Below are 22,934 nucleotides of genomic sequence, written 5' to 3'. Positions count from 1 at the left end.
CTAGCTACCTCCGCGCGATATCGAATGTCAACGCGGCGGGTCGCACATAGTCCGCGGGGTCGGTGATCATCCGCAACTCGGGCGGATTCGGCAGCCCCGCGAGGGCCTGCCGCAATCGAGGCTCGTATGCGAGCGCCGGTGCGGACAGCGGCGCGAGCCAATTGTCGTGGTGGGCGGGCACAAAGATCCCGGGCCGCAGGGCCTCGACGTAGTCGAGGGGATCGCTGAGGCCATTGGTGTACTGGCCAAAGCCCTGGATGGAGCCAATCTGCACGGTCGACGCGGGCAGCGCGCGCAGTCGCTCGAGGGCGTCCGGCGCGTCGCTGGCGATAGGGCCAGAGGTGTCATGCCAGGTGAGCACGAAGTCACCGAGCTGGAACTGATACAGCAGCGATCCGCCCTGGTCGTCGCCCAGATGCGCCGCGAGGTGCTCGATGTCCTGCTGCGTCGGCGGATGTTCGAGGCTCGGCGTGAAATCGGGCGTGAGGACGAGCGGGGGCTGTGCGCCGGTTGGGGGCCGCAGCGCCGAGTGCAGGTGCCGCACGGCGCGCACGACGACGCCCCCCGGCAGAGAGAAGTCGATGCGATCGCCGTCGAGCGAGTGGGTCCGAAGCTCCCGCCCCGCCTGCTGAGATATCTGCTGGCAGTGCTCGGTGGTACCGACGACGGTTGCGCCGCATTGCGTGGCGATATCCGCGGCGTCCGCCGCGTGGTCGAAGTCGCCGTGCCCGATGAGGATGTGGCTCGGGGCCAGCGTGGCCAGTTCAGCGGGGGCTGGTGGGCACGTAGTTCGAGAATCCGCCGCGGGGGACCCAGGCGTCGAGAAGCACGATGTTGCCGCCGATGGCCATCGCGAAGTTGGAGACTCCAAACCACGAGAGAATTGCCTTGCCCGGGTCGACCGCGCCGGTGCTGGCGTCAACGTTCTCCACGCCGAAGAACCGCTGGCGCGCGGTGATTGTCGGGTCCGAGGTGGCCGGCGCCCCCAGGCCGGACGGCACGGACCCTGTGGCCTTCGTCGCCGCCAGGGCGGTCGCGGCAGTGACCGCAGCGCCCACGAGGAAAGTGCGACGGCTGACTTTGTTCGATGACATGGCGACAGTCTATTCAACTGACCTGGGACGCTGCCGCCGATCAGACCCTAGTCGCGCTTGCGGACGGACTTCTCGACCATGTCGAGCACCGCGGACAGGTTTTCGGTCCCGTATCCGGCGGCTAGCCTGCTGATCAGCCCGTCGAGCACCAGCTCCAGGTAGTCCTGGAGCACCTCGTGGGGGACGTCGTCGCGCAGGCGACCAGCGGCCTTCTGCTGCCGCAACCGCTCGTTCGTGGCGGTTGTCAGGTCCTGGGAGCGTTCGAACCACCGCTCCCGGAAGTCCGGGTCAGTGCGTAGCCGCCGTGCCATCTCCAGCCGAGTGCCTAGCCAGTCGAAGCGCTCGGGGTGGGTGAGGACATCGCGCATCACCTGCACTAGGCCCTGCTCGGCGACGGTGTCGGCCATCTTGTGGGCGTCATCCTGCGCGAGTTCGAGGAATAGCGCCTCTTTGTCGCGGAAGTGGTGGAAGATCGCGCCGCGGGAGAGCTGGGTGGCCTCCTCGAGGCGTCGGACGGTCGCGCCCTCGTACCCATACTCGCCGAAGCACAGGCGCGCGCCATCCAGGATCTGGGTCCGTCGCACATTGCGGTGTTTCTCGCTTACCCGGGGCACCACTTGATCATAGTCTTCCAAGCCGTACGTACGTTACGGGATGGCGTGGGTGGACCAGCCAGTTCCCGCATGCTAGCTTCGGACTCCATCTGGGCCGTCCTCGTGGGGCACGGCCCAGTGTTCTCGGGGGCCCGTATCTATCAACCTGACGATGCCGGGCGGGCTGTCGTCGCCGACGGCATTTTACAGATGGGGATGGAAGCGATCAATGAACGATGAGACGGTGGGATTACCCGGGGGCCCCAATCAGCCCACCGGAGCCCCGCAGTACCAGCAGGGTCCCGGACCTATCCCGCACCAGCCGGTCCACGGCGGTCCGCAAATGCAGTATGGCCCGCCGATGGGGCAGCCGCTGCCGCAGCAGTTCCAACAGCAGTTCCAGCAACAGAGCTACCCCTCGATACCCAGCTCCTGGCCACCACCACGCATCGCCGCCCTGGTCATTGTGCTTGCCGGACTGGGGACGTTGATCGCATCCCTGTTCAGCCTGTACTCGGCCAAGGTCACGCCGACCAGTTGGGATTTCTCCGGCAGCGACGCGCCCAGCGGGACCCTGTCGATCGGCCTGGGGTTCTATGACAGTGTGCCGTTCCAGGCGCCGATCATCGCGGTGGCCATCCCCATGTTCATGCTGATCGCCGGATTGACGGCGCTGCCGATGCTCTTTCGCGGGCAGAACCAGAAGCCGGTCCTGCCCGCATTCTTCACACTCGCCGCGACTGTGGTCGCCATCGTTCTGATGTTCGCCGGGCCAATGCCGGGCATCAACGTGACCGGGGAGCTTGCCCGCGAGTTGAAGGATGAGGCTGGAACCTCCGATCTCAACAGGCTGATCGATACGGTGGTGCCGATTTCACCGGGTGTCGGCCTGATCCTCGCTCTCGTCTTCGGAATCCTGGGCGCTGCCGCCGCCCTCTACATCTATATTCTGGCCGAGCGGGGCAATCGCAACCCGGGCGCCGCGCGCCAGTCGATGCCGCCCGTCGGCAGCCAGCCACCGGGCGGGTATGGGGTGCCCCAGCCCGGCCCGGCCCCGATGGCGCCGCCGCAGGGGAGCCCTCCACCCGGGTGGCAGCCTCAGGCAGGGCAGAACTGGTGAGTGGCCAGCTGAGGTATGTGCCCGGCTACCCGCCCGCGGCGGCCAGGCCATCTGCTGGATCGGTCAATGACACGCTGCTGGGCTCGATGCTCGCGGGTGCCGCCATTATCGGACTGGGCTGCACGCTGCTACCGTTGGTCACCTTCACGCTGGAGAGCGACGCGCTGATCGAGAACTTCGGCGACGACTTCAGCAGTAGCGAACTGGAGCTCATCGGAAATGGCACGGCAGCCATCGACTTCGGATATTACGACTTCCTGTCGTCCTCGTTGTTGATCTCCGCGGCGATCCCACTCGCGCTGATCCTCGCGCTGTTCGCGGGCGGCGCTCTCCTGGCCGGCTATTCGTCCAAGTCTCTGGTGGCGCTCTCGGGCCTGTCCAGCGTTGTCGCGCTGCTGCTTGTGGTGTTCTTGGCGATCCGACCGATGAACAGCCTCAGTGGCGTCATGGATGGCATGAGTGTCGACTCCACCGAGGCGATGCCCCTGGGCTGGTCCTTCGGCGCGGGTCTGTATGCGACGGTGTCGATGCTGGCGATCGCCGCCGCGATCGCGATCTGGAGCCATCTACGTCGAGGCTGAAGCCTGAACGCTGAAAATAGGGACTGCCGGTGTGCGGGAGGATTTTTCCTCCCGCACACCGGCAGTCCTTTTCTTGGTCTAGCTGGCTATCCGGCGTTGACCATGTTCCGCAGGACGTACTGCAGGATGCCGCCGTGGCGGTAGTAGTCCGCCTCGCCGGGGGTGTCGATGCGGACGTCCCCGTCGAACACGACGACGGAGCCGTCGAGCTTGGTGGCGGTGACCTTCATCGTCTTGGGCGTGGTGCCCTCGTTGAGGGTGGTGATGCCCTCGATGTCGAAGGTCTCGGTGCCGTCCAGGCCCAGCGACGCGGCCGACTGGCCGGCCGGGTACTGCAGCGGGACGACGCCCATGCCGATCAGGTTCGAGCGGTGGATGCGCTCGAAGGACTCCGTGATGACGGCCTTGACGCCGAGCAGTGCGGTGCCCTTGGCGGCCCAGTCGCGTGAGCTGCCGGAGCCGTACTCCTTGCCGCCGAGCACGACGAGCGGGATACCCGCGGCCTGGTAGTTCTCCGAGGCGTCGTAGATGAACGCCTGCGGGCCGTCGGCCTGCGTGAAGTCACGCGTGTAGCCGCCAGCGACGCCGCCCTCCACGATCGCGTCCAGCAGCTGGTTGCGCAGCCGGATGTTCGCGAACGTGCCGCGGATCATGACCTCGTGGTTGCCGCGACGCGAGCCCAGGGAGTTGTAGTCCTTGGCCTCGACGCCGTTGGCATCCAGGTACTGCGCGGCGGGGGTGCCGGGCTTAATCGGGCCAGCCGGGCTGATGTGGTCGGTGGTGACCGAGTCGCCGAGCAGCGCGAGAACGCGTGCGCCCGTGATGTTCTCGACCGGGGCCGGGTCCATCGTCATGCCGTCGAAGTACGGCGCCTTGCGGACGTAGGTGGACTTCTCGTCCCACTCGAAGGTGTCGCCCTCGGGGGTGGACAGGCCCTGCCAGCGGTGGTCGCCCGCGAAGATGGTCTCGTAGGACTTGCGGAACATGTCCTGGCTGATCGAGGACTTGATGGTGTCCTCGATCTCCTGGGTGGACGGCCAGATGTCCTTCAGGAAGACCGGGTTGCCCTCGGTGTCGTCGCCAAGCGAGTCGGTCTCGAAGTCGAAGTCCATCGTGCCGGCGATGCCGTACGCGATGACCAGCGGCGGGGAGGCCAGGTAGTTCATCTTGACGTCGGGGGAGATGCGACCCTCGAAGTTGCGGTTGCCCGAGAGCACGGCGGTGACCGAGAGGTCGTTATCGTTGATCGCCTTCGAGATCGGCAGGGGCAGCGGCCCGGTGTTGCCGATGCACGTGGTGCAGCCGTAGCCGCCGAGGTAGTAGCCGAGCTTCTCGAGGTACGGCCACAGGCCGGCCTTCTCGTAGTAGTCGGTGACGACCTGCGAGCCGGGGGCCATGTTGGTCTTGACCCAGGGCTTGGTGGTCAGGCCCTTCTCCACCGCGTTGCGCGCGAGGATCGCGGCGCCGAGCATGACGGACGGGTTCGACGTGTTGGTGCAGGACGTGATGCCCGCGACGACGACGGCGCCGTGGTCCAGCTCGAACTCGCCCTCGGCGGTGCGGACCTTGACCGGCTTGCTCGAGCGGCCCTGCGCGTCCTTGTCGTCGGTGTAGTTGACGATGTCGCTGGCGAAGGCTTCCTTCGACGCCGAGAGCAGGATGCGGTCCTGCGGGCGCTTCGGGCCGGCGATCGACGGGACGACGGTGCTCAGGTCCAGCTCGATGTACTCGGAGAAGATGGGCTCAACGTCAGGGTTGTGCCACAGGCCCTGCTCCTTGGCGTACGCCTCGACGAGCGCGAGCTGCTCGTCGCTGCGGCCGGTGAGGCGCAGGTATTCGATGGTCTCGCCGTCAATCGGGAAGATTGCGGCGGTGGAGCCGAACTCGGGGCTCATGTTGCCCAGGGTCGCGCGGTTCGCGAGGGGGACCTCGGCGACGCCCTTGCCGTAGAACTCGACGAACTTGCCGACGACGCCGTGCTTGCGCAGCATCTGGGTGGCGGTGAGCACGACGTCGGTTGCGGTCACGCCGGGCTTGATCTCGCCGGAGAGCTTGAAGCCGACGACGCGCGGGATCAGCATGGAGACCGGCTGGCCGAGCATGGCCGCCTCTGCCTCGATGCCGCCGACGCCCCAGCCCAGCACACCCAGGCCGTTGACCATGGTGGTGTGCGAGTCGGTGCCGACGCAGGTGTCCGGGTACGCCTGGCCGTTGCGGGACATGACCGTCGGCGCCAGGTACTCGATGTTGACCTGGTGCACGATGCCCATGCCCGGGGGGACGACCTTGAAGTCGTCGAAGGCGCCCTGGCCCCAGCGCAGGAACTGGTAACGCTCGCCGTTGCGCTGGTACTCGAGGTCGACGTTGCGCTCGAGGGCGTCGGACTGGCCGAAGACATCGAGGATGACCGAGTGGTCGATGACCATGTCGGCGGGGGAGAGCGGGTTGACCTTGGTCGGATCGCCGCCGAGGGCCGTGACGGCCTCGCGCATGGTGGCGAGGTCGACGATGCAGGGGACGCCCGTGAAGTCCTGCATGATCACGCGGGCGGGGGTGAACTGGATCTCGATGCTCGGCTCGGCCGAGGGATCCCAGCTGGCGATCTGGCGGATGTGGTCCGCCGTGATGTTCTTACCGTCTTCGGTACGCAGCAGGTTCTCAGCGAGAACCTTCAGCGAATAGGGCAGCTTCTCGGTGCCGGGAACCGCTGAAAGCCGGAAAACCTCATAAGAGTTGTCTCCGACCTCAAGGGTGCCGCGGGCGCCAAATGAATTAATACTGGTGGTCACGTCAGCTCCACTCGTCATTGAGGCTCACCATCGACGGGACTGCGCCGACGGCTCCGCGAGTCGCGGGGCGCGTCTAACTGGACAGACGGCGCCTCGGCTCGCTGAAAGCCTAACAGTACGCACGTACTAGGAGGTCGCGAGGGGTATTGCGGGGGCATGGGCCGGCCGCCGTCCAACCCGAAAGCGGACACGCCCCCGACAGCTGGGAATGAACGGTCAGGACGTGCCTAGGATGACGACCGGGGCGCCCTACCGGTCGCGCGCCACAATCTATGGAAGGTCGCCGTCACCATGAACTTCGTCCCGTTCGCCACGGATATCGTCGCCGGCGTTGATGTGGACGCAGTCCTCGCAGACCTCGCCGACGACGGCGTGGCGGCCCCTGCGGCGCAGGTGGACGGGCTGCGGGTCGTGGTGGCCAATGCCGCTGAACAAGGCGTGCCGCTGCGGGTGGTCGTCATCGAGCAGGACCCGTTCCTGCCGGAGCAACTCCGCGATCTTGCGACCTCGGTGGGCAATGCCGAGGGCGGCACCGTCGTCGCGATGAGCCCGCACATGATCGGGACCAACAGCGACAGCATCAGCCGGTTCGTTTTGGAGGAGGCGGAGACGGCGCCCCGGACAGGTGACAGCTCTGCGGATGTGCAGGCCTTTGTGGACCAGATCGCCGAACCGTCGCTGCCATGGACCGCGATCGCGTCCATCATCACGTTGGCGGTGCTCGTCCTCGTGGTGCTGGGCACCGCACTCAATGTGCGTGCGAGCCGTCGTCAGGCAGGTGCTGCACGCAGCGCTGGCGCGGGCGGCATCGGCGTGGACGTGGGGAGCCAGGCAGGGCCGGACTCCTAGCTCATTCGACGGCTGATTTCAGGACGGATTCGTCGAATCTGGGCCGATTTGGCCGTGATTGAGACTTACGTCACATTAACCGAGGCATTGCCAAAACGTTCTGACCTGCTGTTTGGTGGATTACATCGTTGTGTTTTGTGACGGAAGTTCACAGTGGTGCAGGATTTGTCGTACGGTGCTACTGGCACGAATGTTGCAGGAGTGACTCGATTCCGAGGTTCGACGCGCGGGCTTTCGCCACGTGTGGTCGGCCCGGCGGACGGTCGCACGTGGTGACATCTCTGCTGTGCGGAGCGAAGGGAAGCGTTCCGCGCACTGACGCTTTGACCGCGGGCGGCTTGGTCCAGCGCCGGCCGAAGCGATACCTAGGGAGATCTTCGTGGGACGTACTGACCGTCGCGGTTCACGCCGCAATGCGCCGAATTTCGCAGGACGTCGCTCCAGCAGCATTTTCCTTGGCGGGATCATGGCCGCGGCCATGATCATCGGGACGCCCGGAGTTGTTGCCGCAGTGCCGCCACCGCCGCCGAACCCGACCGACTCCGATATCCAGCGGGCCACCGATGTCGTAGGCAGCCAGATTGGCGAGGTCAGCGCGCTGATCAACCAGGTCTCGAGTGCGGACCAGCGTTTGCAGGACCTGCTGATGCAGGTGGCGTTCAAGCGCGAGGAGGCCAATAAGGCACTCGTGGACCTGCAGGTGGCCCGTGGCGCGGCAGAGCGGGCGGCCCAGGCCGTCGGCACCGCCAAGCAGCAGCTGGCCGATGCGGGTGAGGTCATCAACACCGCCCAGAGCCAGTTCAATAAGTTCGTCTCTGCCAGCTATCAGCAGGGCAGCCGCGTGGGCACCCTTTCAGCGTTTGTCAGCACCGGCGGTCCCGATGACGCGTTGACCCGCGCCCGGCTGATGAAGATCGTCGCCGATGCGCACTCCGCGTCCATGGACAAGCTCCAGCTCGCTCGCACCGAGCAGGCCAATAAGGACTCGGCGGCCCGCGCGGCCAAGCAGGAGGCGGACACCGCCGAGGCCAACGCGTCCGCCGCGGAGGCGGAGTCCCAGCAGGCGATCTCCGCCGCGGTCTCGGAGCAGGACCAACAGGCCGCAGCCAAGGCGCAGATCGAGGCCGAGAAGGCCGGTGCCGAGGCGCAGCTGGAGGCCGCGCGGAACAACGTCGACGGCCTGCAGTCTCAGCGCGAGGTATTCGACAATTGGGATCGCCAACGGCTTGCCGAAGAGGCGGCTGCCAGGGCTGCGGAGGCTGCGGCCAAGGAGGCGGCAGCGGCGGCGGCCCGAAGGGCGGCCGAGAACAAGGCCTCGCAGGACGCGGCCAACAAGGTGCAGAGCCAGCAGCAGAGCGGCAATGTCACCGGCAACGTCACCGGTCCGATTACCAGCGCCAGCGGCAACGAGAAGATCGAGATCGTGATCGACCGTGCGATGTCCCAGCTGGGCGTGCGCTACTCGTGGGGCGGTGGCAACCCCAACGGGCCCACGATGGGTGTGCGCGACGGCGGCGTCGCCGACTCCTACGGCGACTATAAGAGCGTTGGCTTCGACTGCTCCGGATTGATGCAGTACGCGTTCGCCGGCGCCGGGATCTCCATCCCGAAGTACTCCGGCTACCAGTACACCGCAGGCAAGCAGGTGCCCTCGAGCCAGGCCAAGCGCGGCGACATGCTGTTCTGGGGTAATGGCGGCGTGCATCACGTGGCGCTCTACCTCGGAGACGGCCAGATGATCGAGGCGCCGTTCTCCGGAAACGTCGTGCGGGTCACCTCGGTGCGCTATAACGACATGACCCCCTACGCCGTTCGGATGATCGGCTAGCGTTAGCGCCGGGTGGCCGTTGCTGGAATAGTTGGCGGCAGCGGCAGCACCAGATCTGACGAAAGCGGTGAGCGTTGATTCCGAACGGTGGGGCGATGATGACGGACCAGATCGATTCAGGGGCGACTGCGGGGGCGACGCGGAACGACGCGCTGCTGCTGGAGAAGGCCGTATACGAGATCAAGCGGGTCATCGTCGGCCAAGACCATCTGGTGGAACGCATGCTGGTCGGCGTGCTGGCCAAGGGCCACGTGCTCTTGGAGGGCGTCCCGGGCATCGCGAAGACCCTGGCGGTGGAGACCTTCGCCAAGGTGATGGGTGGCAGCTTCTCCCGCATCCAGTTCACCCCGGACCTGGTCCCCGCCGACCTCATCGGCACGCGCATCTACCGGCAGGGCCGGGAGAGCTTTGACACCGAGCTTGGCCCGGTGGTCGCGAACTTCGTGCTGGCCGATGAGATCAACCGCGCGCCCGCGAAGGTGCAGGCAGCGCTCCTCGAAGTCATGGCCGAGCGCCAAGTCACCATCGGTGGCACCACCTTCCCCATGCCCAGCCCCTTCCTCGTGATGGCAACACAGAACCCCATCGAGAGCGAGGGCGTCTACCAGTTGCCCGAGGCTCAGCGGGACCGCTTCCTGTTCAAGGTGGAGGTCGACTACCCCACGATCGACGAGGAGCGGGAGATCGTCTACCGCATGGGCCAGTCGGTGCCGACGCCCAACGCGGTGTTCACGCCGGAGGACATCATCCGCCTCCAAGGAGTCGCGAGCAACGTCTTCGTGCACCACTCCCTGGTGGATTACGTGGTGCGCCTGATCGGTGCGACGCGGACCCCGAAGGTCTACGACCTGGTCGAGGTGGAGAGCTGGATCGCCTACGGCGCGTCCCCCCGCGCCACGCTCGGCATCATCGCTGCCGCTCGCGCGCTCGCGCTCGTCCGTGGACGCGACTATGTGGTGCCCCAGGATGTCGTCGAGGTGGTGCCCGATGTGCTCCGGCACCGGCTGGTGCTGACCTACGACGCGCTCGCCGATGAGGTCTCGCCCGAGGAGATCATCCGCCGGGTGATGGCTGCGGTGCCCCTGCCCCAGGTCAGCGCGATGCCGGCCGCGGCCGGCATCCCTGCGCCCGCGGCCACGCACGCACGGTGACGACCCCAACCCCAGCGCCAGCGCATACGCCGCCGTCCTTTAGTGGCGGCGAGCTTCGCGATCCGAAGCTGGCCGCCGCGCTGCACACCCTGGAGCTGACGGTCCGGCGCCGCCTCGACGGCCTCCTGCACGGTGACTACCAGGGGCTTATCCCCGGTCCGGGCACCGAGCCGGGCGATGCCCGCGAGTATCAGCCGGGCGACGACGTGCGCCTGATGGACTGGTCCGTCACCGCCCGCACCACCCATCCCCATGTGCGCATGCCGGTGGCCGATCGCGAGCTCGAGACCTGGCTGGTGGTGGACCTGTCGGCGAGCCTCGACTTCGGCACCGCGGCGTGTGAGAAGCGCGATCTGGCCGTCGCCGCGGCCGCGGCCATCACGTACCTGAGCATGCGAGGCGGAAACCGGGTGGGTGCCGTCATCTCCACCGGCTCCACCATCACCAGGCTCCCGGCCCGGGCCGGGGACCTGCACGCGCGGACGATCCTGCGCAAGATCGCGACCACCCCACGCGCGGAACAGGGGGTTCGGGGGGACCTAGCCGGCGCCATCGAGACCTTGCGCCGACGCCGGGCCCGACGCGGCCTCGTCGTGGTGATCAGCGACTTCCTGGGGCCGATTGATTGGGACCGCGCACTCCGCGGCGTCGCGGCCAACCACGACGTGCTCGGCATCGAGGTCCTCGATCCGCGCGATCAAGAGCTGCCGGGGATCGGGCGGGTAATGCTGCGGGACCCGGAGAGCGGGCAGAGCCGCGAGTTCGTGCTCACCGAGCGCATCCGGGCGGACTTCACCGCAGCCGCCCGCCTACACAGCGAGGCCGTGCGGCAGAGCGTCCGCCGGTGCGGCGGCCTGGTCATGGGACTGCGCACGGACCGCGATTGGATCGCGGATGTCGCCCGGTTTGTCAGCGTCAACCGCCGCGGGCTGGCCGGCACGCCGGCGCCGAGGCGGGCCGGTTCGGGAGGCAGTCAGTGATAGGGGGAGGCAAGTGAGCCTGTCGGGATTCGCCAACGCCTGGTGGCTGCTAGGCCTGGTGATCGTGCTGGCGGTGGCGGTCGCCTATGTGCTGGTGCAGTTCTATCGCAAGCGCCAGGTCCTCAAGTTCGCCAATTACGAGTTGCTCGAGTCCGTGGCGCCGGCTCGCCGCGACTGGTTCACCCATCTGCCGGCAGTCCTCCTGGTGTTGAGCCTGCTTTCTCTCACCGTCGCCCTCGCCGGACCCACCGCCGACCAGAAGGTCCCGCGGAACCGCGCGACGGTCATGCTGGCGATCGACGTGTCATTGTCCATGGAGGCCACGGACGTCGATCCGAGCCGCCTGGAAGCGGCCCAACAGGCGGCGAAGACCTTCGCCGACGAGCTGCCCAAAGGCATCAACCTCGGGCTAGTCGCCTTCTCCGGGACCGCATCGGTGCTGGTGACGCCGACGACCAACCGCAAGTCCATCACTAGTGCCATCGACAATCTGCAGTTGGCCGAGCGCACCGCCACCGGTGAGGCGATCTTCACGTCACTGCAGGCGCTCGAGAACTTCGACGCCGGCATTGGCGGTGGCGAGGACACCCCGCCCGCCCGCATCGTGCTGGAGTCCGACGGCACCCAGACCGTGCCCAAGAACCTCGACGACCCCCGCGGCGCCTTCACCGCAGCCCGACTTGCGAAGGAGAAGGGCATCCCGGTCTCCACGATCTCATTTGGCACGTCGCACGGCTACGTCGAGATCGAGGGCCAGCGCATCAACGTGCCCGTGGACGACGTCTCCCTGCAGGAGATCGCGAACCTCTCCGGTGGCAACTTCTTCTCAGCCTCCAGCTTGGGCGAGCTCGAGGGCGTCTACGACACGCTGCAGAGCCAACTCGGCTACGAGGAGGTGCGCGGCGACGCGAGCCGCCCGTGGTTGATCGCAGGCGCGGTGCTGCTGGCGCTGTCGGCGGCGGGCGCGCTGGTCGTCGGGCGTCGTCTGCCCTGACGGCCTGTGCTGTCCTGCTCTGACGTAATTCCCGATTGCTCCATTCGCAAAGTAAGGTGAGCGACCATGTCCAACTCTGACACCCCGTCCAACTCCGAGCCCATGTCCAAAGTCAGCCGCTCGGTGCTGGTCACTGGCGGCAACCGGGGCATCGGCCTCGCCATCGCCCAGCGGCTCGCCGCGGACGGCCACAGGGTCGCCGTCACCCATCGCGGCTCCGGCATCCCTGAAGGTCTGTTCGGCGTGCAGTGCGATGTCACCGACTCCGAGTCCGTGGACCGTGCGTTCACCGAGGTCGAGGAGCACCAGGGGCCCGTCGAGGTCCTCGTCGCGAACGCGGGCATCACCGACGACACTCTGCTGATGCGGATGACCGAGGACCAGTTCTCGAGCGTGCTCGACGCTAACCTCACCGGTGCCTTCCGTGTCGCCAAGCGCGCCAACCGGGCCATGTTGCGCGGCCGCTGGGGCCGGATGATCTTCCTCGGCTCCGTCGTCGGACTCGCCGGCGGTCCCGGCCAGATCAACTACGCGGCGTCCAAGGCCGGCGTGATAGGCATGGCCCGCTCGATCACCCGTGAGCTGGGCTCGCGCTCGATCACCGCCAACGTGGTCGCGCCCGGATTCATCGAGACAGATATGACTGCGGGCCTGTCCGAGGACCTGCACAAGCAGGCCAAGGAATTCATCCCGCTCAAGCGTCTCGGCAAGGCCGAGGACGTCGCCGCGGTGGTCAGCTTCCTCGCCTCCGAGGACTCGGCCTACGTGTCCGGCGCCGTGATTCCGGTCGACGGCGGCATGGGCATGGGCCACTAGCTAGAGGCCACTAGCCCAGCCCCACACCGGCACTTCATCTCACTTCTCACAGGAGGAACACATCATGGGCGGACTGCTCGAAGGCAAGACCATCCTGGTCACCGGCATCATCACGGACTCGTCCATCGCATTCCACGTGGCGAAGGTCGCGCAGGAGCAGGGCGCGAAGGTGATCATCACCGGCTTCGACCGGATCCGGCTGATCGACCGCATCGCCCAGCGCCTGCCGCAGCCCGTGCCGCCCGCCGTCGAGCTGAACGTGCAGGACGACGAGCACCTCGCGACTCTGGCCGACCGCGTCCGGGAGCTCGCGCCCGAGGGCCTCGATGGCGTCGTGCACTCCATCGCGTTCTCCCCGCGCTCCGGTCTCGGCGCCCCGTTCCTGGATGCGCCGTGGGCTGACGTGTCGAAGGCGATGGAGATCTCCGCCTACTCCTACGCCTCCCTCGCCAAGGCTCTGCTGCCGGTGCTCAACGACAACGCGTCTATCGTCGGCATGGACTTCGACCCCTCGCGCGCGATGCCGTTCTATAACTGGATGGGCGTCTCCAAGGCCACCCTTGAGGCTGTGAACCGCTATGTGGCCAAGGAGGTCGGCGGCCGCGGTATCCGATCCAACCTGGTCTCCGCCGGCCCCATCAAGACCCTGGCCGCGAAGGCCATCGCCGGTGCGAGCACCGGCCCCGGCGCGGAGCTCGACAAGCTGAACACCGCGTGGGATGCCGCGTCGCCCATCGGCTGGAATGTCAACGACCCGACGGCCGTCGCCAAGAGCGTGTGCACCGTGCTGTCTGACTGGCTGCCGGCCACCACCGCGTCGATCATCTATGTCGACGGCGGTTTCCACGCGATGGTGGGCTAGCACCTTCATGCCCGAGTACGACGCCGTCCTGCTCCTCTCCTTCGGTGGTCCCGAGCGGCCGGAGGATGTGATCCCGTTCCTGGAGAACGTGACCCGCGGCCGAGGGGTGCCGACAGAACGTCTTGAGGAGGTTGCGGTGCACTACCTGCACTTCGGGGGTGTCTCGCCGATCAACGCGCTCAACCTCGACATCATCGACGCGGTCCAGGAACGCCTACTGGCCGATGGCATCGATCTGCCGGTGTACTTCGGTAACCGCAACTGGCATCCGATGGCGGAGGACGCCGTCGCGCAGATGATGGCCGACGGCGTCGAGCGCGCGCTGGTCTTTCCGACATCTGCGTGGGGCGGCTATTCCGGCTGCCGGCAGTATCACGAGGACATCTCCCGGGCCCGCGAGGCTGCTGGTCCTCACGCTCCTGCGCTCGTGAAGCTGCGGCAGTACTTCGATCACCCGCTCATGATCGCGGCGTTCGCGGACGCCATCGAGGCGTCCCGCGCGACGTTGCCCGAGGCCAGGCGGGCTGGCGTCCGCCTGGTGTTCACCGCGCACTCGGTGCCGCTGTCCGCCGACGCGAACGCCGGCCCGCCCGCCGACGGCGGCCACCTCTACAGCCGCCAGGTCGCGGAGACCGCCCGGTTATGCGCCGCCGCAACGGGTTTCGACGAGCACGACGTCGTGTGGCAGTCCCGCTCCGGCCCGCCCCAGGTGCCGTGGCTCGAGCCCGACATCTGCGACCACCTCGACGCGCTGGCCGCGGCGGGGGAGCAGGCCGTGATCGTGTGCCCCATCGGCTTCGTCTCCGACCACCTGGAGGTGGTGTGGGACCTCGACACCGAGGCGCGGGAGAAGGCCCAGAACCTCGGCCTCGGTTACGCCCGGGCGCTGACGCCGGGCACAGATTCCCGATTCGCCGAGATGGTGGTGGCCCTCGTGCGCGAGCAGTTGGATGGCGCCGCGCCCGCGCGGCTGGGGAGCGAGCCGCTCTACGGTGCTGGCGTTAATGGCAGCCTGTGCGCCGTCGACTGCTGCGCGCCCGCCCGCCGGACCGGTGCCCAAAACTAGGGGCAAAGCCACCGCGGCTCGGGCTGCAAGCCTTACCCGCCGAAGTTCACGATGCTGTCATTGAGCGGCAACTGCTTCGTGCGCGCCTCGGGCGCGGCGTGGTGCGCGAAGAACTCGCCGGTGAGGTAGTCGTCGGCCGCGATGATGGCCGCGGGGTCGATATAGCCGGCGTAGTCGAAGCTGTCGAACACGTACGGGATGCCGTCGCTGCCGATCAGGTTGGGCCCGTCCATCAGCTGGAAGTGCAGGTGTGGGGCGTTCGAGTTGCCGGTGTTGCCGAGCTTCGCGATCACCTGCCCCTTGGTCACCTTGTCGCCGGGCTTGACCAACAGGGAGCCCTTCTGCAGGTGGGCGTACATGGCCCAGGTGCCGTCGCCGAGGTCCTGGACGATGTGGTTGCCGTCGACATTGTTGACGGTGAGTTTCGCGGCTAGGGCCGGCACCGTCGCGGGCAGGATCCCGGGGGCGTTGGCCTCCACCTCGTCGAGGGTCGCGGAGATGGTTCCGTCGGCGACCGCGTGGATCTCCTGCCCATAGTTCTGGTAGCTCTCGTTCTTCGTTCTGTCACCGTCGTAGAAGCGGCCTTGATCGTCCAGCCGCATCCAGTCGATGGCGAACCGCTGGCTGTCCGCGAGCTGCCCGGAGAGCGGGAGCAGCGACATCACGTGGGGGAAGCCGATTTCGCAGCAGCCGTTCTGTGCCACCCAGTTGTCGCCGCGCAGCGGTGGAGAGATCACCAGCGCGGTGCGGGCGGCGACGTCCTTCGGCGTCACCAGGTATTCCACCTGGGTGGGCGCGCCGGGCCCGGGTGTCGCGGAGGCGAGCGCGGTCACCTTGTGCAGGACCGATTTTGGTGCGGTGGTGCCGGGGGCGAGGGTGAAGTCGACGAGCAGGGCACGCGATTGCCCGGATTCGATATCGGCATTCGGCGCCGGGCTCGAGGGCAGGGTGCGCAGCCGGTTGCACGCGCCGTACCCACATGACGGGTCGACCAGATCGGGGCCGGAGAACGACGCGAGCGTGCGAGTGGGATCGGCGGCGTCGACCACGTCGACGCGCTCGAGGGTGGCCGGGGCCAGCCCTGCGTTGGTCAGTTGCAGCGCGTAGGCGACGTGGTCCTGGCCGTCGGAGCCGCGAAACGGAAACGTCGGATTCCCGAGGTTGGTTACCGTCAGGGCGGTGTAGGCGACCGAGACGTTGGCCGTGTTGGAGCTCTGTTCGGCTGCCGAGGATGCGTTGGCGCTCGATGCGTCGGCGCTCGAGGTGCTGGCTTCGGGGGAGCTCGAACTCGAGCAGCCGGCGGCGAGAAGAAGCGTCACCGCCGCCGTGATCGTCAGGGCACCCGTCAGACTTCGGTTGGTCATACATCCAGGTTCCGCGAGAAGGGTGGGCGGCCGCGATAGACCTAGGTCGCCAATACGACGGTTCGGCGACTTAGGTCTATCGTCTGGACCCGCCTGCGACCCAGAGGATAGGTGCGACGAGACGCTGCCGACAGCGTCGGGGAAGGGAGCGCGAGATGGGTGAGGCCGTCGGTGCCATCGACGTGTTCTACCCACGGGCCGGCGAAGTCGACTCACCCTGCGGAATCATCGCCGCGGGGGGAGATGTGTGGTTCACGAGCATCGCGAACGGGCGCGTCGGCCGGGTGCGGGCTGCGGATTGGCGCGTGGAGACGTTCGCCGATCCGCACGGCCGAGTGCGACTGCCCGCCAACATCTTCCCCGGGGCCGACGGCCGCCTCTGGTTCACCTGCCTCGGCTCCGACGCCCTCGCTGCCATCGACCCGGACGCGGCCGACCCAGCGGGCACCATAACCCTCCACACCCACCCCGATCTACGCGGCCCGGTCGCGATCAAGGCCGCGGCAACCGGGCTTCTGTGGTTCACCGCGCGCGGGTCCCAGGCCGTCGGCTCGCTCGACCCGCGCGCCCACAGCCCCACGGCGTCGCTCAGGCTGATCCGCTCGGAGCTGATCGCCGATCCGTCGGCGCTATTCGTCGACGCCCGGGGCCTGGTGTGGTGGGTCAACGCGGGCAGCGGCACTGTCGGTCGACTAGATCCCTCGTCAGGGGATCCCGCCCGCGCCGTCGCGCGGTTCGGGCCGTGGCCCGAATACGGCGTGCCGCGCGCGTGGGCGATGGATCGCGCGGGCGCGCTGTGGCTGACCACCCGGGAGCCGCCGGGGCTCATGACGATGGATGGCGCCGGCGAGGTCTCCTGGCGCACGGACGAGAGGCTGCGGACCCCCGACGGGGTGTGGGTCGCCGGCGACGACGCGGTGTGGCTGGCCGACACCGCGGCCAACGCGATCGTGCGGTTCGACCCCTCGGTGGGGGACTGGCTCGGATTCACCGCCCCGGGGGTGGCGGGCCCGTTCGACATCAAGCCCGGACCCGACGCATCCGCATTGTGGTTCACCAACAAGCGAGGTGGATCGATCGGCAGTATTCGTGTAATGGGTTAGTGAGGGACCCTAGTCGGCTTAGTCTGAGCAGGTGAGAGTGCCGAAGTCTGCTCTGCCGCGGTCGCTGGACCGGGCCCTCCTGATGCTTGGCGGCGCGTTGGCGGCGCTGGGCGTTGTGGAGCTGGTCCTGTCGCTGCCGGGCTCGGGGCCAATGTGGTGGACTCTGGTGTTGGTGACGCTGGTGTACTCCGTGTACGCGGTCTCTGGGCTGCTGGCCTGGCATCGACGGCCCGCCAACAACATGGGCATGATCCTGGTGCTGGGCGCGCTGGCGGTGTTCGCCGGGAGCCTCGGGAACACCGGCGTGCCGGGGCTGGTGGAGGTGGGGACGGTGTCCGCGACCGTGGTCCTGGCGGTCGCCGTGCATCTGCTGCTGGCCTTCCCATCGGGCCGGGTCCACGGGGCGGCCGCCGCGGTGGTGGCGGCGGGCTATGGAGTCTCGATCCTCTTGCAGGCGCCCCTGTATCTGTTCGATCCCGCGGTGCCCACACTGACTATCGCCGACCGCCCCGACCTGCTTGCCGCGGGCGTGTGGGGACAGCGGACGGCGGGCGTGGTGGTCGTTGTGGCGGCCGCGATAATCCTGATGCGACGGCTGGCACGCGCGGAACCCGCGCAGCGTCGTGTGCTGGCCCCGCTGTTCATCTACGGCATGGTGACGCTGCTTGCCGTCCCCGTGCGTGGCGTTGTCATGGACCCGCTGTTCGGGGCGACCGCGGCCGCGGTGATCCAGTATCTGCTGATGGCGGGCGTCCCGATCGCCTTTCTGCTGGCTATGCTCCGCGGCGGGTTCGCCCGCACGGGACGGCTCGAGGAGCTCGCGGTGTGGCTGGGCCGCGACGAGACCGCACGCGAGGACCTGCCCCGGATGCTCGGCCGGGCGCTGGGCGATGGATCGATCGAGTTGCTGCTGTGGATGCCCGATCGGGTCGGCTGGGTGGACACCTGGGGCAGCCCCGCCGAGATCCCGGCGCGCGCGGGCCGTGCCAGCGTCGACGTGGAACTCGCCGGCGAGCGGATTGGCGCGATCGTCTACGACGGCGACCTCATCGACGACCCGGAGTCGGTGCGCGAGGCCGGCCGGGTGATCGCACTCGCCCTCGAGCGGGAGCGGCTGCTCGCCCAGCTGATGGCTCAGCGGGGCGAGCTGCTCTCCTCCCGCGGGCGCATCGTGGCCGCGGCGGATCGTGAGCGGCGCCGGATCGCCCGCGACCTGCACGACGGCATCCAGGTGCGGCTGGTGCTGCTGGCCATGGATGCGCAGCAGATCGCGGGGACGGAGAGCCTCGAGGGGGCGCGGATGCAGGCGGTCGCCGTGCGGGAGGGCATCGACGACGCGGCCACGGAGCTGCGGACGTTCGTCCACCGGCTCATGCCAGCGGCGCTGATCGAGCGCGGACTGTGCGCCGCGACGGAAGACCTGGTGGACCGGATGCCCCTGCCAACCACGCTGCACGCCGACCTGGCCGACGGCGACCTGCCGGCGGGGGTGGAGTCCGCCGCGTACTTCCTCATCGCGGAGGGGCTCGCCAACGCACTCAAGCATGCGAGCGCCCAGGGCGTGTCGGTGCGCATCGACGGCGACGGCGCGCGCCTGTCCGTCGAGGTGCACGACGACGGCGTCGGGGGCGCCGCCCTGCATGCCGGCAGGGGGCTGCGGGGCCTTTCCGACCGGATCGACGCGCTCGGCGGCGTGCTGCGGATCGACAGCGACTCCACCTATGGCACGCATCTGCGGGCGGAGCTGCCATGCGTCCGATGACCGGCACGGCGGTGATCGGAGATGACGAGGTGCTGCTGAGGCAGGGCCTGGCGACGGTGCTCGAGCAGGGCGGCTTCCGGGTGGTCGAGGCGGTGGGAGACGCGGACGCGTTGCTCGACGCCGTCGCGCGGCATCGCCCCGACCTGGTGGTGACCGATATCCGGATGCCGCCGCGCAACGCGGACGACGGACTTGCCGCCGCGCTGCGCATCCGCGCCGAGCTGCCCGAGACCGCGGTGGTGGTGCTGTCCCAGTACGTGCAGCGCCGATACGCCGCCGAACTGTTGGCGGGGGCCCCGTCACGGGTCGGTTACCTGCTCAAACAGCGCATCTCCGATCTCGACGGATTCCTCGCCGACTTGCGCGCCGTGGTGGCCGGCGGCACCGCCATCGACCCCGAGGTGATCGAGGTGATGGTCAATCGGGCGAGCCTGGTCGACGGCGAGTTCGCCCGGCTCACGCCCCGGCAGCGAGAGGTGCTCCCCCTGATCGCGGAGGGCCGCAGCAACGCGTGGATCGCCGAGCGCCTGGTCATCTCGGAGAAGGCCGTGGTCCAGCACACCTCGCACATCTACGACGCGCTCGACATCCAGGTCGACACCAACGACCATCGCCGGGTGTTGGCCGTCCTGCGGTATCTCGCGCGTTGAGGTTCGTCTGGGATGTGGGGTTGGACCCGGGAGAGGGGACTCCAGGCCGTGCCGCTGCGCGCGGTCCGTGCCTATATGCAGACATGCCCCGGCCAATGACCGGGGCATGTCTAGTGTGTGGACCCTTGGACTAGTAGGCCTGCTGGATCAGCGCGGCTACTTTGCCGACGTCGTTGTTCGCCTCGAAGACCCCCGCGATCTCGTCGTAGAAGCCCTGGTTCACCATGATGGTGAACGCGAGATGACGACCCTTCTCGGTGTCCATCACTCCACCGAGCGTCTTTGTGACCAGGCGGAGGCGGTTGTTGAGAGCATCGCCGCCGATCAGGGTGCCGGTCTTCGCGAATACCTTGCCCGCCGCTTCGCTGCCAGCCTGCACGTCGGCTAGCGAGCCGTCGACGCCGAGGATCGGCAGGGTGCCTTGCCACCGCTCCGCATCCGGACGCGCGGCCATGATCGCCTGGATGTCGACGGCGTTCCGCGGGGTGATGAAGTTGCCGTCGAGCCCGGACCCATCCACAAGCGAGGCGCCCAGGGTGTCCAACCCCGCATCAGCCCAGATGGATTGCATCACCGCCATGCCCGCGTTGCATGCGGTCTCTCCGGCATCGGCGGCGAGACGGCAGACAAGCGCCTGGGCGCCGCGGTTGTAGCTGATCTTCATCACGTACTTCACCTCTTCACCGAGCGGCAGGGACACGAGCTCCGCTGCGGAGGCCAGCGCGGTGACAGTGGCTTGGTCGGGCAGGGATTGCTCGGGATTCGTGGCCGTCGGATTCGCCGAAACCGACACGCCGGCGCGCTGCAGCGCCTCGATGAAGGCGGCGCGGGCGAAAGTCGCGGGGTCTTCGAGCTCATAGACCTTGAGTGCGGGATTACTGTCGGCGGCAATGGTGCCGGAGATCCGGATCGTGTTCGGGTCGTCGGGCGAGACTGTGGGGTCCTTGAGTACTGCGTCCTCGCCGGCAGCCACGGTCCGCACGTCGCTGACCAGCTTCCAGGGGGCGACCGCGGGTGTGAGCGCCGTCGTCGCCGGCTGGCCCTCGGCGCCCGGAGTGATCTGGATGTCGAGCAGGTTCTGGTTGATGATGATCGGCGTGACGGGTTTGCCTTCGAGCGAACCGGTGAAGAGGCGGTTATCGACGATGACGTCGCCGTTCACCGCGGTGATTCCCGAGGCCTTCACCTGCTCGGCGAGATCGTTGAGGCCGGTGAGCGGGTCCTCAGGGGTGAGCGTCGCGCCGGGCAGCGGGTTGGCGTCATTGTGGTCGAGGTTGGTGAAGTCGACGGTGCCATCGGCCTTCGTGCGCCCGCCCATCGTGAGGTCCCCCTGGCCCACGAGAATGAGATCGCCCGTGAGAGTGCTGCCGGCGACGGTGCCCGATTGTTTCACCGGGGTGATGATCGTGTGATCCGGCCCCCATTTCACCCAGGCGGCGCCCGCACTGTAGGTCTTCACGAAAGAGCCAGGCTCGGCGAGTTTGTCGCCGTCGAGGTCGATCAGGGTCTCCCCAGTGTCGAGATCTTCGACTGAGATCGACCAGCGACCACTCGCGAACTGCGGTTGGTTCATCACGTCGAGCGCCGCATCCGGAAGCCCGGGAACGGAGGCGATGGCGGTGCCCGGAATGGGCGTGGCACCGGGGGCGGCGCCGCCGCATCCGGCGGTGAGAGAAACAGCCGCGACTATGGCAACAATTCCGGCGCCGCAGACTAGCCCGCTTCGGGTTGGACGCACTGCGGTGATGTGATCGTTCACTTGCCCGCTCCGTTCTCGAGTACGGCGGCGAGGGCTCGGAAGGCCTCGTCGGCAGGGTGCGATTGGTCTGCGGTGTCCGACTCGTTCATGTACACCACGATGCTCGCCCCTGTTTCACTGTCATAGAAGGTCGCGGCGGTGAATCCCACGCCTTCCCCGTTGTGACCCCACCATCCGTTGGTCGTTCCCATCCCCACCGCGTAGAGGTCGTAGGGCGGTTTGGCGATCTTGTGGCCGATCTCGCGCAGTTTCTGTGTCTCTGGCTTCAGCAGCGCACCAGACCCAAGAGTCTCTGCCCACACGCGGCCGTCGTCGAGTGTTGAGAACATCGACCCGGCCGGGCCGAGGATCGAGGAGTTCTCCTCCCGCGCCTCGGCAACACCATTTTCGATGACATACCCCACTGGGTGAGGTTCGGTCCATTTGGAGGCATCGAGCATGTAGCTCGTGCCGGTTTGTTCGAGAGGATCGAGGATGCGCTCCTGCAGCACATCGGCATACGGTTCACCGGTCACCTTCTCGATCACGGCACCGAGCAGGTTGATGTTGGAGTTGGTGTAGACGTACTGCGTGCCGGGTGCAAACTCAGCCGGTTGGTCGAGAGCCCCACTGTTCAGTTCGTCAAGTGTGAAGATCTTCGTGGGGTCGGCCTGCCACTCGGCGAGGAAAGCCTCATTGACGTAGTCGGCATTGCCGCTAGACATGTTCGCCAGTTCGAGCAAGGTAATCTGGTCGCCATTGGTGACGCCGTCAACGTACTTATCGATGGTGTCGTCGAGTCTCAGTTCGCCCTCGTCGGCGAGCTGAAGGATCAGGCTGACCGTGTATGACTTCGTGATGCTGCGAATGGGCCACACCATGTCGGTCGTTGCGGGGATACCTCCGTCGATGTCGGCGAGGCCGGCGGCCGTTGTCCACGAACCTTCGCCGGGCACCCAAACGCCAGCGGCTGCTCCGGGCACGTCGTAGGTGGCCATGACCGTCTCGAGTGCGGCTTGGAGCTCGGTTTGGAGCGCCTCAGGGAGTTCGCCCTCAGGAGCAGCAGGGCGAGAGACTTCGATTGTGATCGGCGCCACGGTGTTACCAGCGTCGATCGCGCCACTATCGGAGGAGGGCGAGGAGCATCCGCCGAGCAGCAGACCGCTCGCCGCGACAAGCGCCACTGCCGTTGCGAGCGTAGGAGCTCGGCGTGAACGACCGCATGTGTTCGTCATGTCCTTCTCCTACCATCCGCAATTGGGTGGGCCGGTTGTTTCAATTCCGATGATGCCGACCCCGCGCCGCCACGTCCATAGACCTAGATCCGGTGTGCCGAAGCCGTTTCGTCACTGTCCTGCACCGTTATGCCTCATCGTCGCGCTCCGTTCAATCCTTTCGCCAGGATCCGTGCGGGATGTCGCGGATTCTGCGTCCATGGTCCGCCGGCGCCGAAGGTGCGACGCTGCCACCCTGTCGGTTTGGCAAGTGCAAGCAGGCGACCGGGTTCCTCGAGAGAGGGGATTTAGGTCCATGGTTGCCCCGGCGCAGAACTGGGATTGTTGAAGTCATCGAGTGTGGAGCCGCCTCGCTCGAA

Annotated in this window: 20 protein-coding genes; 13 read left to right on the top strand and 7 right to left on the bottom strand. The window is 67.4% G+C overall.

The features are described 5' to 3' along the window. Positions 1 to 4: 4 nt before the first annotated feature. From TBIF_RS24640 to TBIF_RS19445, 3 genes are all read right to left on the bottom strand, one after another. Positions 5 to 553: a hypothetical protein gene (locus TBIF_RS24640; RefSeq protein ID WP_051461660.1), complete on the bottom strand. Its 549-nt coding sequence runs from the start codon at positions 551 to 553 to the stop codon at positions 5 to 7. Positions 554 to 764: 211 nt separating this feature from the next. Then, on the bottom strand, positions 765 to 1,094 hold the full coding sequence (locus tag TBIF_RS24635; RefSeq protein WP_051461659.1) for a hypothetical protein: 330 nt from the start codon (positions 1,092 to 1,094) through the stop codon (positions 765 to 767). A 47-nt stretch (positions 1,095 to 1,141) separates the two neighbouring features. Continuing rightward, entirely contained in the window at positions 1,142 to 1,708 is a 567-nt protein-coding gene (locus TBIF_RS19445) for a TetR/AcrR family transcriptional regulator (protein ID WP_024796411.1), read from the bottom strand. A 340-nt stretch (positions 1,709 to 2,048) separates the two neighbouring features. On the opposite strand from TBIF_RS19445, the gene TBIF_RS19435 reads away from it, so the two are divergent. Then, complete coding sequence (locus tag TBIF_RS19435) at positions 2,049 to 2,807, top strand: hypothetical protein (RefSeq protein WP_024796410.1); 759 nt, start codon at positions 2,049 to 2,051, stop codon at positions 2,805 to 2,807. Beyond that, positions 2,804 to 3,388, top strand: a complete 585-nt coding sequence (locus tag TBIF_RS19430; RefSeq protein WP_148302339.1) for a hypothetical protein — start codon at positions 2,804 to 2,806, stop codon at positions 3,386 to 3,388. Before TBIF_RS19435 ends, TBIF_RS19430 begins: the two co-directional genes overlap by 4 nt. 86 nt (positions 3,389 to 3,474) lie before the next feature. Here TBIF_RS19430 and acnA read toward each other — a convergent pair whose 3' ends face one another. After that, positions 3,475 to 6,177 carry an aconitate hydratase AcnA gene (acnA, locus tag TBIF_RS19425; RefSeq protein ID WP_024796408.1) on the bottom strand — a complete coding sequence of 901 codons (2,703 nt, stop codon included), beginning with the start codon at positions 6,175 to 6,177 and terminating at the stop codon, positions 3,475 to 3,477. A 291-nt stretch (positions 6,178 to 6,468) separates the two neighbouring features. Here acnA and TBIF_RS19420 point away from each other — a divergent pair, with 291 nt between their 5' ends. The 8 genes from TBIF_RS19420 (at position 6,469) to TBIF_RS19385 (ending at position 14,723) form a co-directional block, all read left to right on the top strand. Then, positions 6,469 to 7,026 (top strand): Rv1476 family membrane protein, encoded by a 558-nt coding sequence (locus TBIF_RS19420; RefSeq protein ID WP_024796407.1) that lies wholly within the window; start codon positions 6,469 to 6,471, stop codon positions 7,024 to 7,026. A 466-nt stretch (positions 7,027 to 7,492) separates the two neighbouring features. Beyond that, positions 7,493 to 8,854, top strand: a complete 1,362-nt coding sequence (locus tag TBIF_RS26520; protein ID WP_024796406.1) for an NlpC/P60 family protein — start codon at positions 7,493 to 7,495, stop codon at positions 8,852 to 8,854. 95 nt (positions 8,855 to 8,949) lie between these two features. Beyond that, positions 8,950 to 10,005, top strand: coding sequence for an AAA family ATPase (locus tag TBIF_RS19410; protein ID WP_024796405.1), 1,056 nt, complete (start codon positions 8,950 to 8,952; stop codon positions 10,003 to 10,005). Continuing rightward, positions 10,002 to 10,985, top strand: coding sequence for a DUF58 domain-containing protein (locus tag TBIF_RS19405; protein ID WP_024796404.1), 984 nt, complete (start codon positions 10,002 to 10,004; stop codon positions 10,983 to 10,985). Before TBIF_RS19410 ends, TBIF_RS19405 begins: the two co-directional genes overlap by 4 nt. A 13-nt stretch (positions 10,986 to 10,998) precedes the next feature. After that, the gene (locus TBIF_RS19400; protein WP_024796403.1) at positions 10,999 to 11,979 is read left to right on the top strand and encodes a VWA domain-containing protein; all 981 of its coding nucleotides are present in this window, start codon (positions 10,999 to 11,001) and stop codon (positions 11,977 to 11,979) included. A gap of 66 nt (positions 11,980 to 12,045) precedes the next feature. Next, a complete protein-coding gene (fabG1, locus tag TBIF_RS19395; RefSeq protein WP_024796402.1) occupies positions 12,046 to 12,795 on the top strand; it encodes a 3-oxoacyl-ACP reductase FabG1 in 750 nt (249 codons plus the stop codon). A 64-nt stretch (positions 12,796 to 12,859) separates the two neighbouring features. Beyond that, entirely contained in the window at positions 12,860 to 13,657 is a 798-nt protein-coding gene (gene inhA / locus TBIF_RS19390; RefSeq protein WP_024796401.1) for an NADH-dependent enoyl-ACP reductase InhA, read from the top strand. Positions 13,658 to 13,664: 7 nt separating this feature from the next. Then, positions 13,665 to 14,723, top strand: coding sequence for a ferrochelatase (locus tag TBIF_RS19385; RefSeq protein WP_024796400.1), 1,059 nt, complete (start codon positions 13,665 to 13,667; stop codon positions 14,721 to 14,723). A gap of 32 nt (positions 14,724 to 14,755) precedes the next feature. Here the strand turns inward: TBIF_RS19385 and TBIF_RS19380 are convergent, their stop codons facing one another. Then, entirely contained in the window at positions 14,756 to 16,087 is a 1,332-nt protein-coding gene (locus tag TBIF_RS19380) for a M23 family metallopeptidase (RefSeq protein WP_024796399.1), read from the bottom strand. A gap of 155 nt (positions 16,088 to 16,242) precedes the next feature. On the opposite strand from TBIF_RS19380, the gene TBIF_RS19375 reads away from it, so the two are divergent. Genes TBIF_RS19375 through TBIF_RS19365 form a run of 3 tightly spaced genes read left to right on the top strand, consistent with a single transcriptional unit; the run spans position 16,243 to position 19,602 of the window. Beyond that, entirely contained in the window at positions 16,243 to 17,190 is a 948-nt protein-coding gene (locus tag TBIF_RS19375; RefSeq protein WP_024796398.1) for a Vgb family protein, read from the top strand. A 31-nt stretch (positions 17,191 to 17,221) separates the two neighbouring features. Further along, positions 17,222 to 18,952, top strand: a complete 1,731-nt coding sequence (locus tag TBIF_RS19370) for a sensor histidine kinase (protein ID WP_148302338.1) — start codon at positions 17,222 to 17,224, stop codon at positions 18,950 to 18,952. Next, positions 18,949 to 19,602, top strand: a complete 654-nt coding sequence (locus TBIF_RS19365) for a response regulator (protein ID WP_038172060.1) — start codon at positions 18,949 to 18,951, stop codon at positions 19,600 to 19,602. Before TBIF_RS19370 ends, TBIF_RS19365 begins: the two co-directional genes overlap by 4 nt. Before the next feature lie 130 nt (positions 19,603 to 19,732). Here the strand turns inward: TBIF_RS19365 and dacB are convergent, their stop codons facing one another. Together dacB and TBIF_RS24030 are read right to left on the bottom strand one after the other, a co-directional pair. After that, complete coding sequence (gene dacB, locus TBIF_RS19360) at positions 19,733 to 21,361, bottom strand: D-alanyl-D-alanine carboxypeptidase/D-alanyl-D-alanine endopeptidase (RefSeq protein ID WP_200182778.1); 1,629 nt, start codon at positions 21,359 to 21,361, stop codon at positions 19,733 to 19,735. After that, positions 21,358 to 22,524 carry a serine hydrolase domain-containing protein gene (locus TBIF_RS24030; RefSeq protein ID WP_158506374.1) on the bottom strand — a complete coding sequence of 389 codons (1,167 nt, stop codon included), beginning with the start codon at positions 22,522 to 22,524 and terminating at the stop codon, positions 21,358 to 21,360. The genes dacB and TBIF_RS24030 overlap by 4 nt, the downstream gene beginning before the upstream one ends. Positions 22,525 to 22,934: the final 410 nt, after the last annotated feature.

This window comes from Tomitella biformata AHU 1821, assembly GCF_000524475.1.
Lineage (GTDB): Bacteria > Actinomycetota > Actinomycetes > Mycobacteriales > Mycobacteriaceae > Tomitella > Tomitella biformata.
Note: the sequence above shows the minus strand (reverse complement) of the source record. Positions and strands in the feature narration are given on the sequence as shown.

What these genes read in the sequence shown, in the direction of transcription:
- TBIF_RS24635 (WP_051461659.1), bottom strand. Translation starts at nt 1,094, where the DNA reads ATGTCATCGAACAAAGTCAGCCGTCGCACTTTCCTCGTGGGCGCTGCG.
- TBIF_RS19435 (WP_024796410.1), top strand. Translation starts at nt 2,049, where the DNA reads ATGGGGCAGCCGCTGCCGCAGCAGTTCCAACAGCAGTTCCAGCAACAG.
- TBIF_RS19420 (WP_024796407.1), top strand. Translation starts at nt 6,469, where the DNA reads ATGAACTTCGTCCCGTTCGCCACGGATATCGTCGCCGGCGTTGATGTG.
- TBIF_RS26520 (WP_024796406.1), top strand. Translation starts at nt 7,493, where the DNA reads ATGGCCGCGGCCATGATCATCGGGACGCCCGGAGTTGTTGCCGCAGTG.
- TBIF_RS19410 (WP_024796405.1), top strand. Translation starts at nt 8,950, where the DNA reads ATGATGACGGACCAGATCGATTCAGGGGCGACTGCGGGGGCGACGCGG.
- fabG1 (WP_024796402.1), top strand. Translation starts at nt 12,046, where the DNA reads ATGTCCAACTCTGACACCCCGTCCAACTCCGAGCCCATGTCCAAAGTC.
- inhA (WP_024796401.1), top strand. Translation starts at nt 12,860, where the DNA reads ATGGGCGGACTGCTCGAAGGCAAGACCATCCTGGTCACCGGCATCATC.
- TBIF_RS19385 (WP_024796400.1), top strand. Translation starts at nt 13,665, where the DNA reads ATGCCCGAGTACGACGCCGTCCTGCTCCTCTCCTTCGGTGGTCCCGAG.
- TBIF_RS19380 (WP_024796399.1), bottom strand. Translation starts at nt 16,087, where the DNA reads ATGACCAACCGAAGTCTGACGGGTGCCCTGACGATCACGGCGGCGGTG.
- TBIF_RS19375 (WP_024796398.1), top strand. Translation starts at nt 16,243, where the DNA reads ATGGGTGAGGCCGTCGGTGCCATCGACGTGTTCTACCCACGGGCCGGC.
- TBIF_RS19365 (WP_038172060.1), top strand. Translation starts at nt 18,949, where the DNA reads ATGACCGGCACGGCGGTGATCGGAGATGACGAGGTGCTGCTGAGGCAG.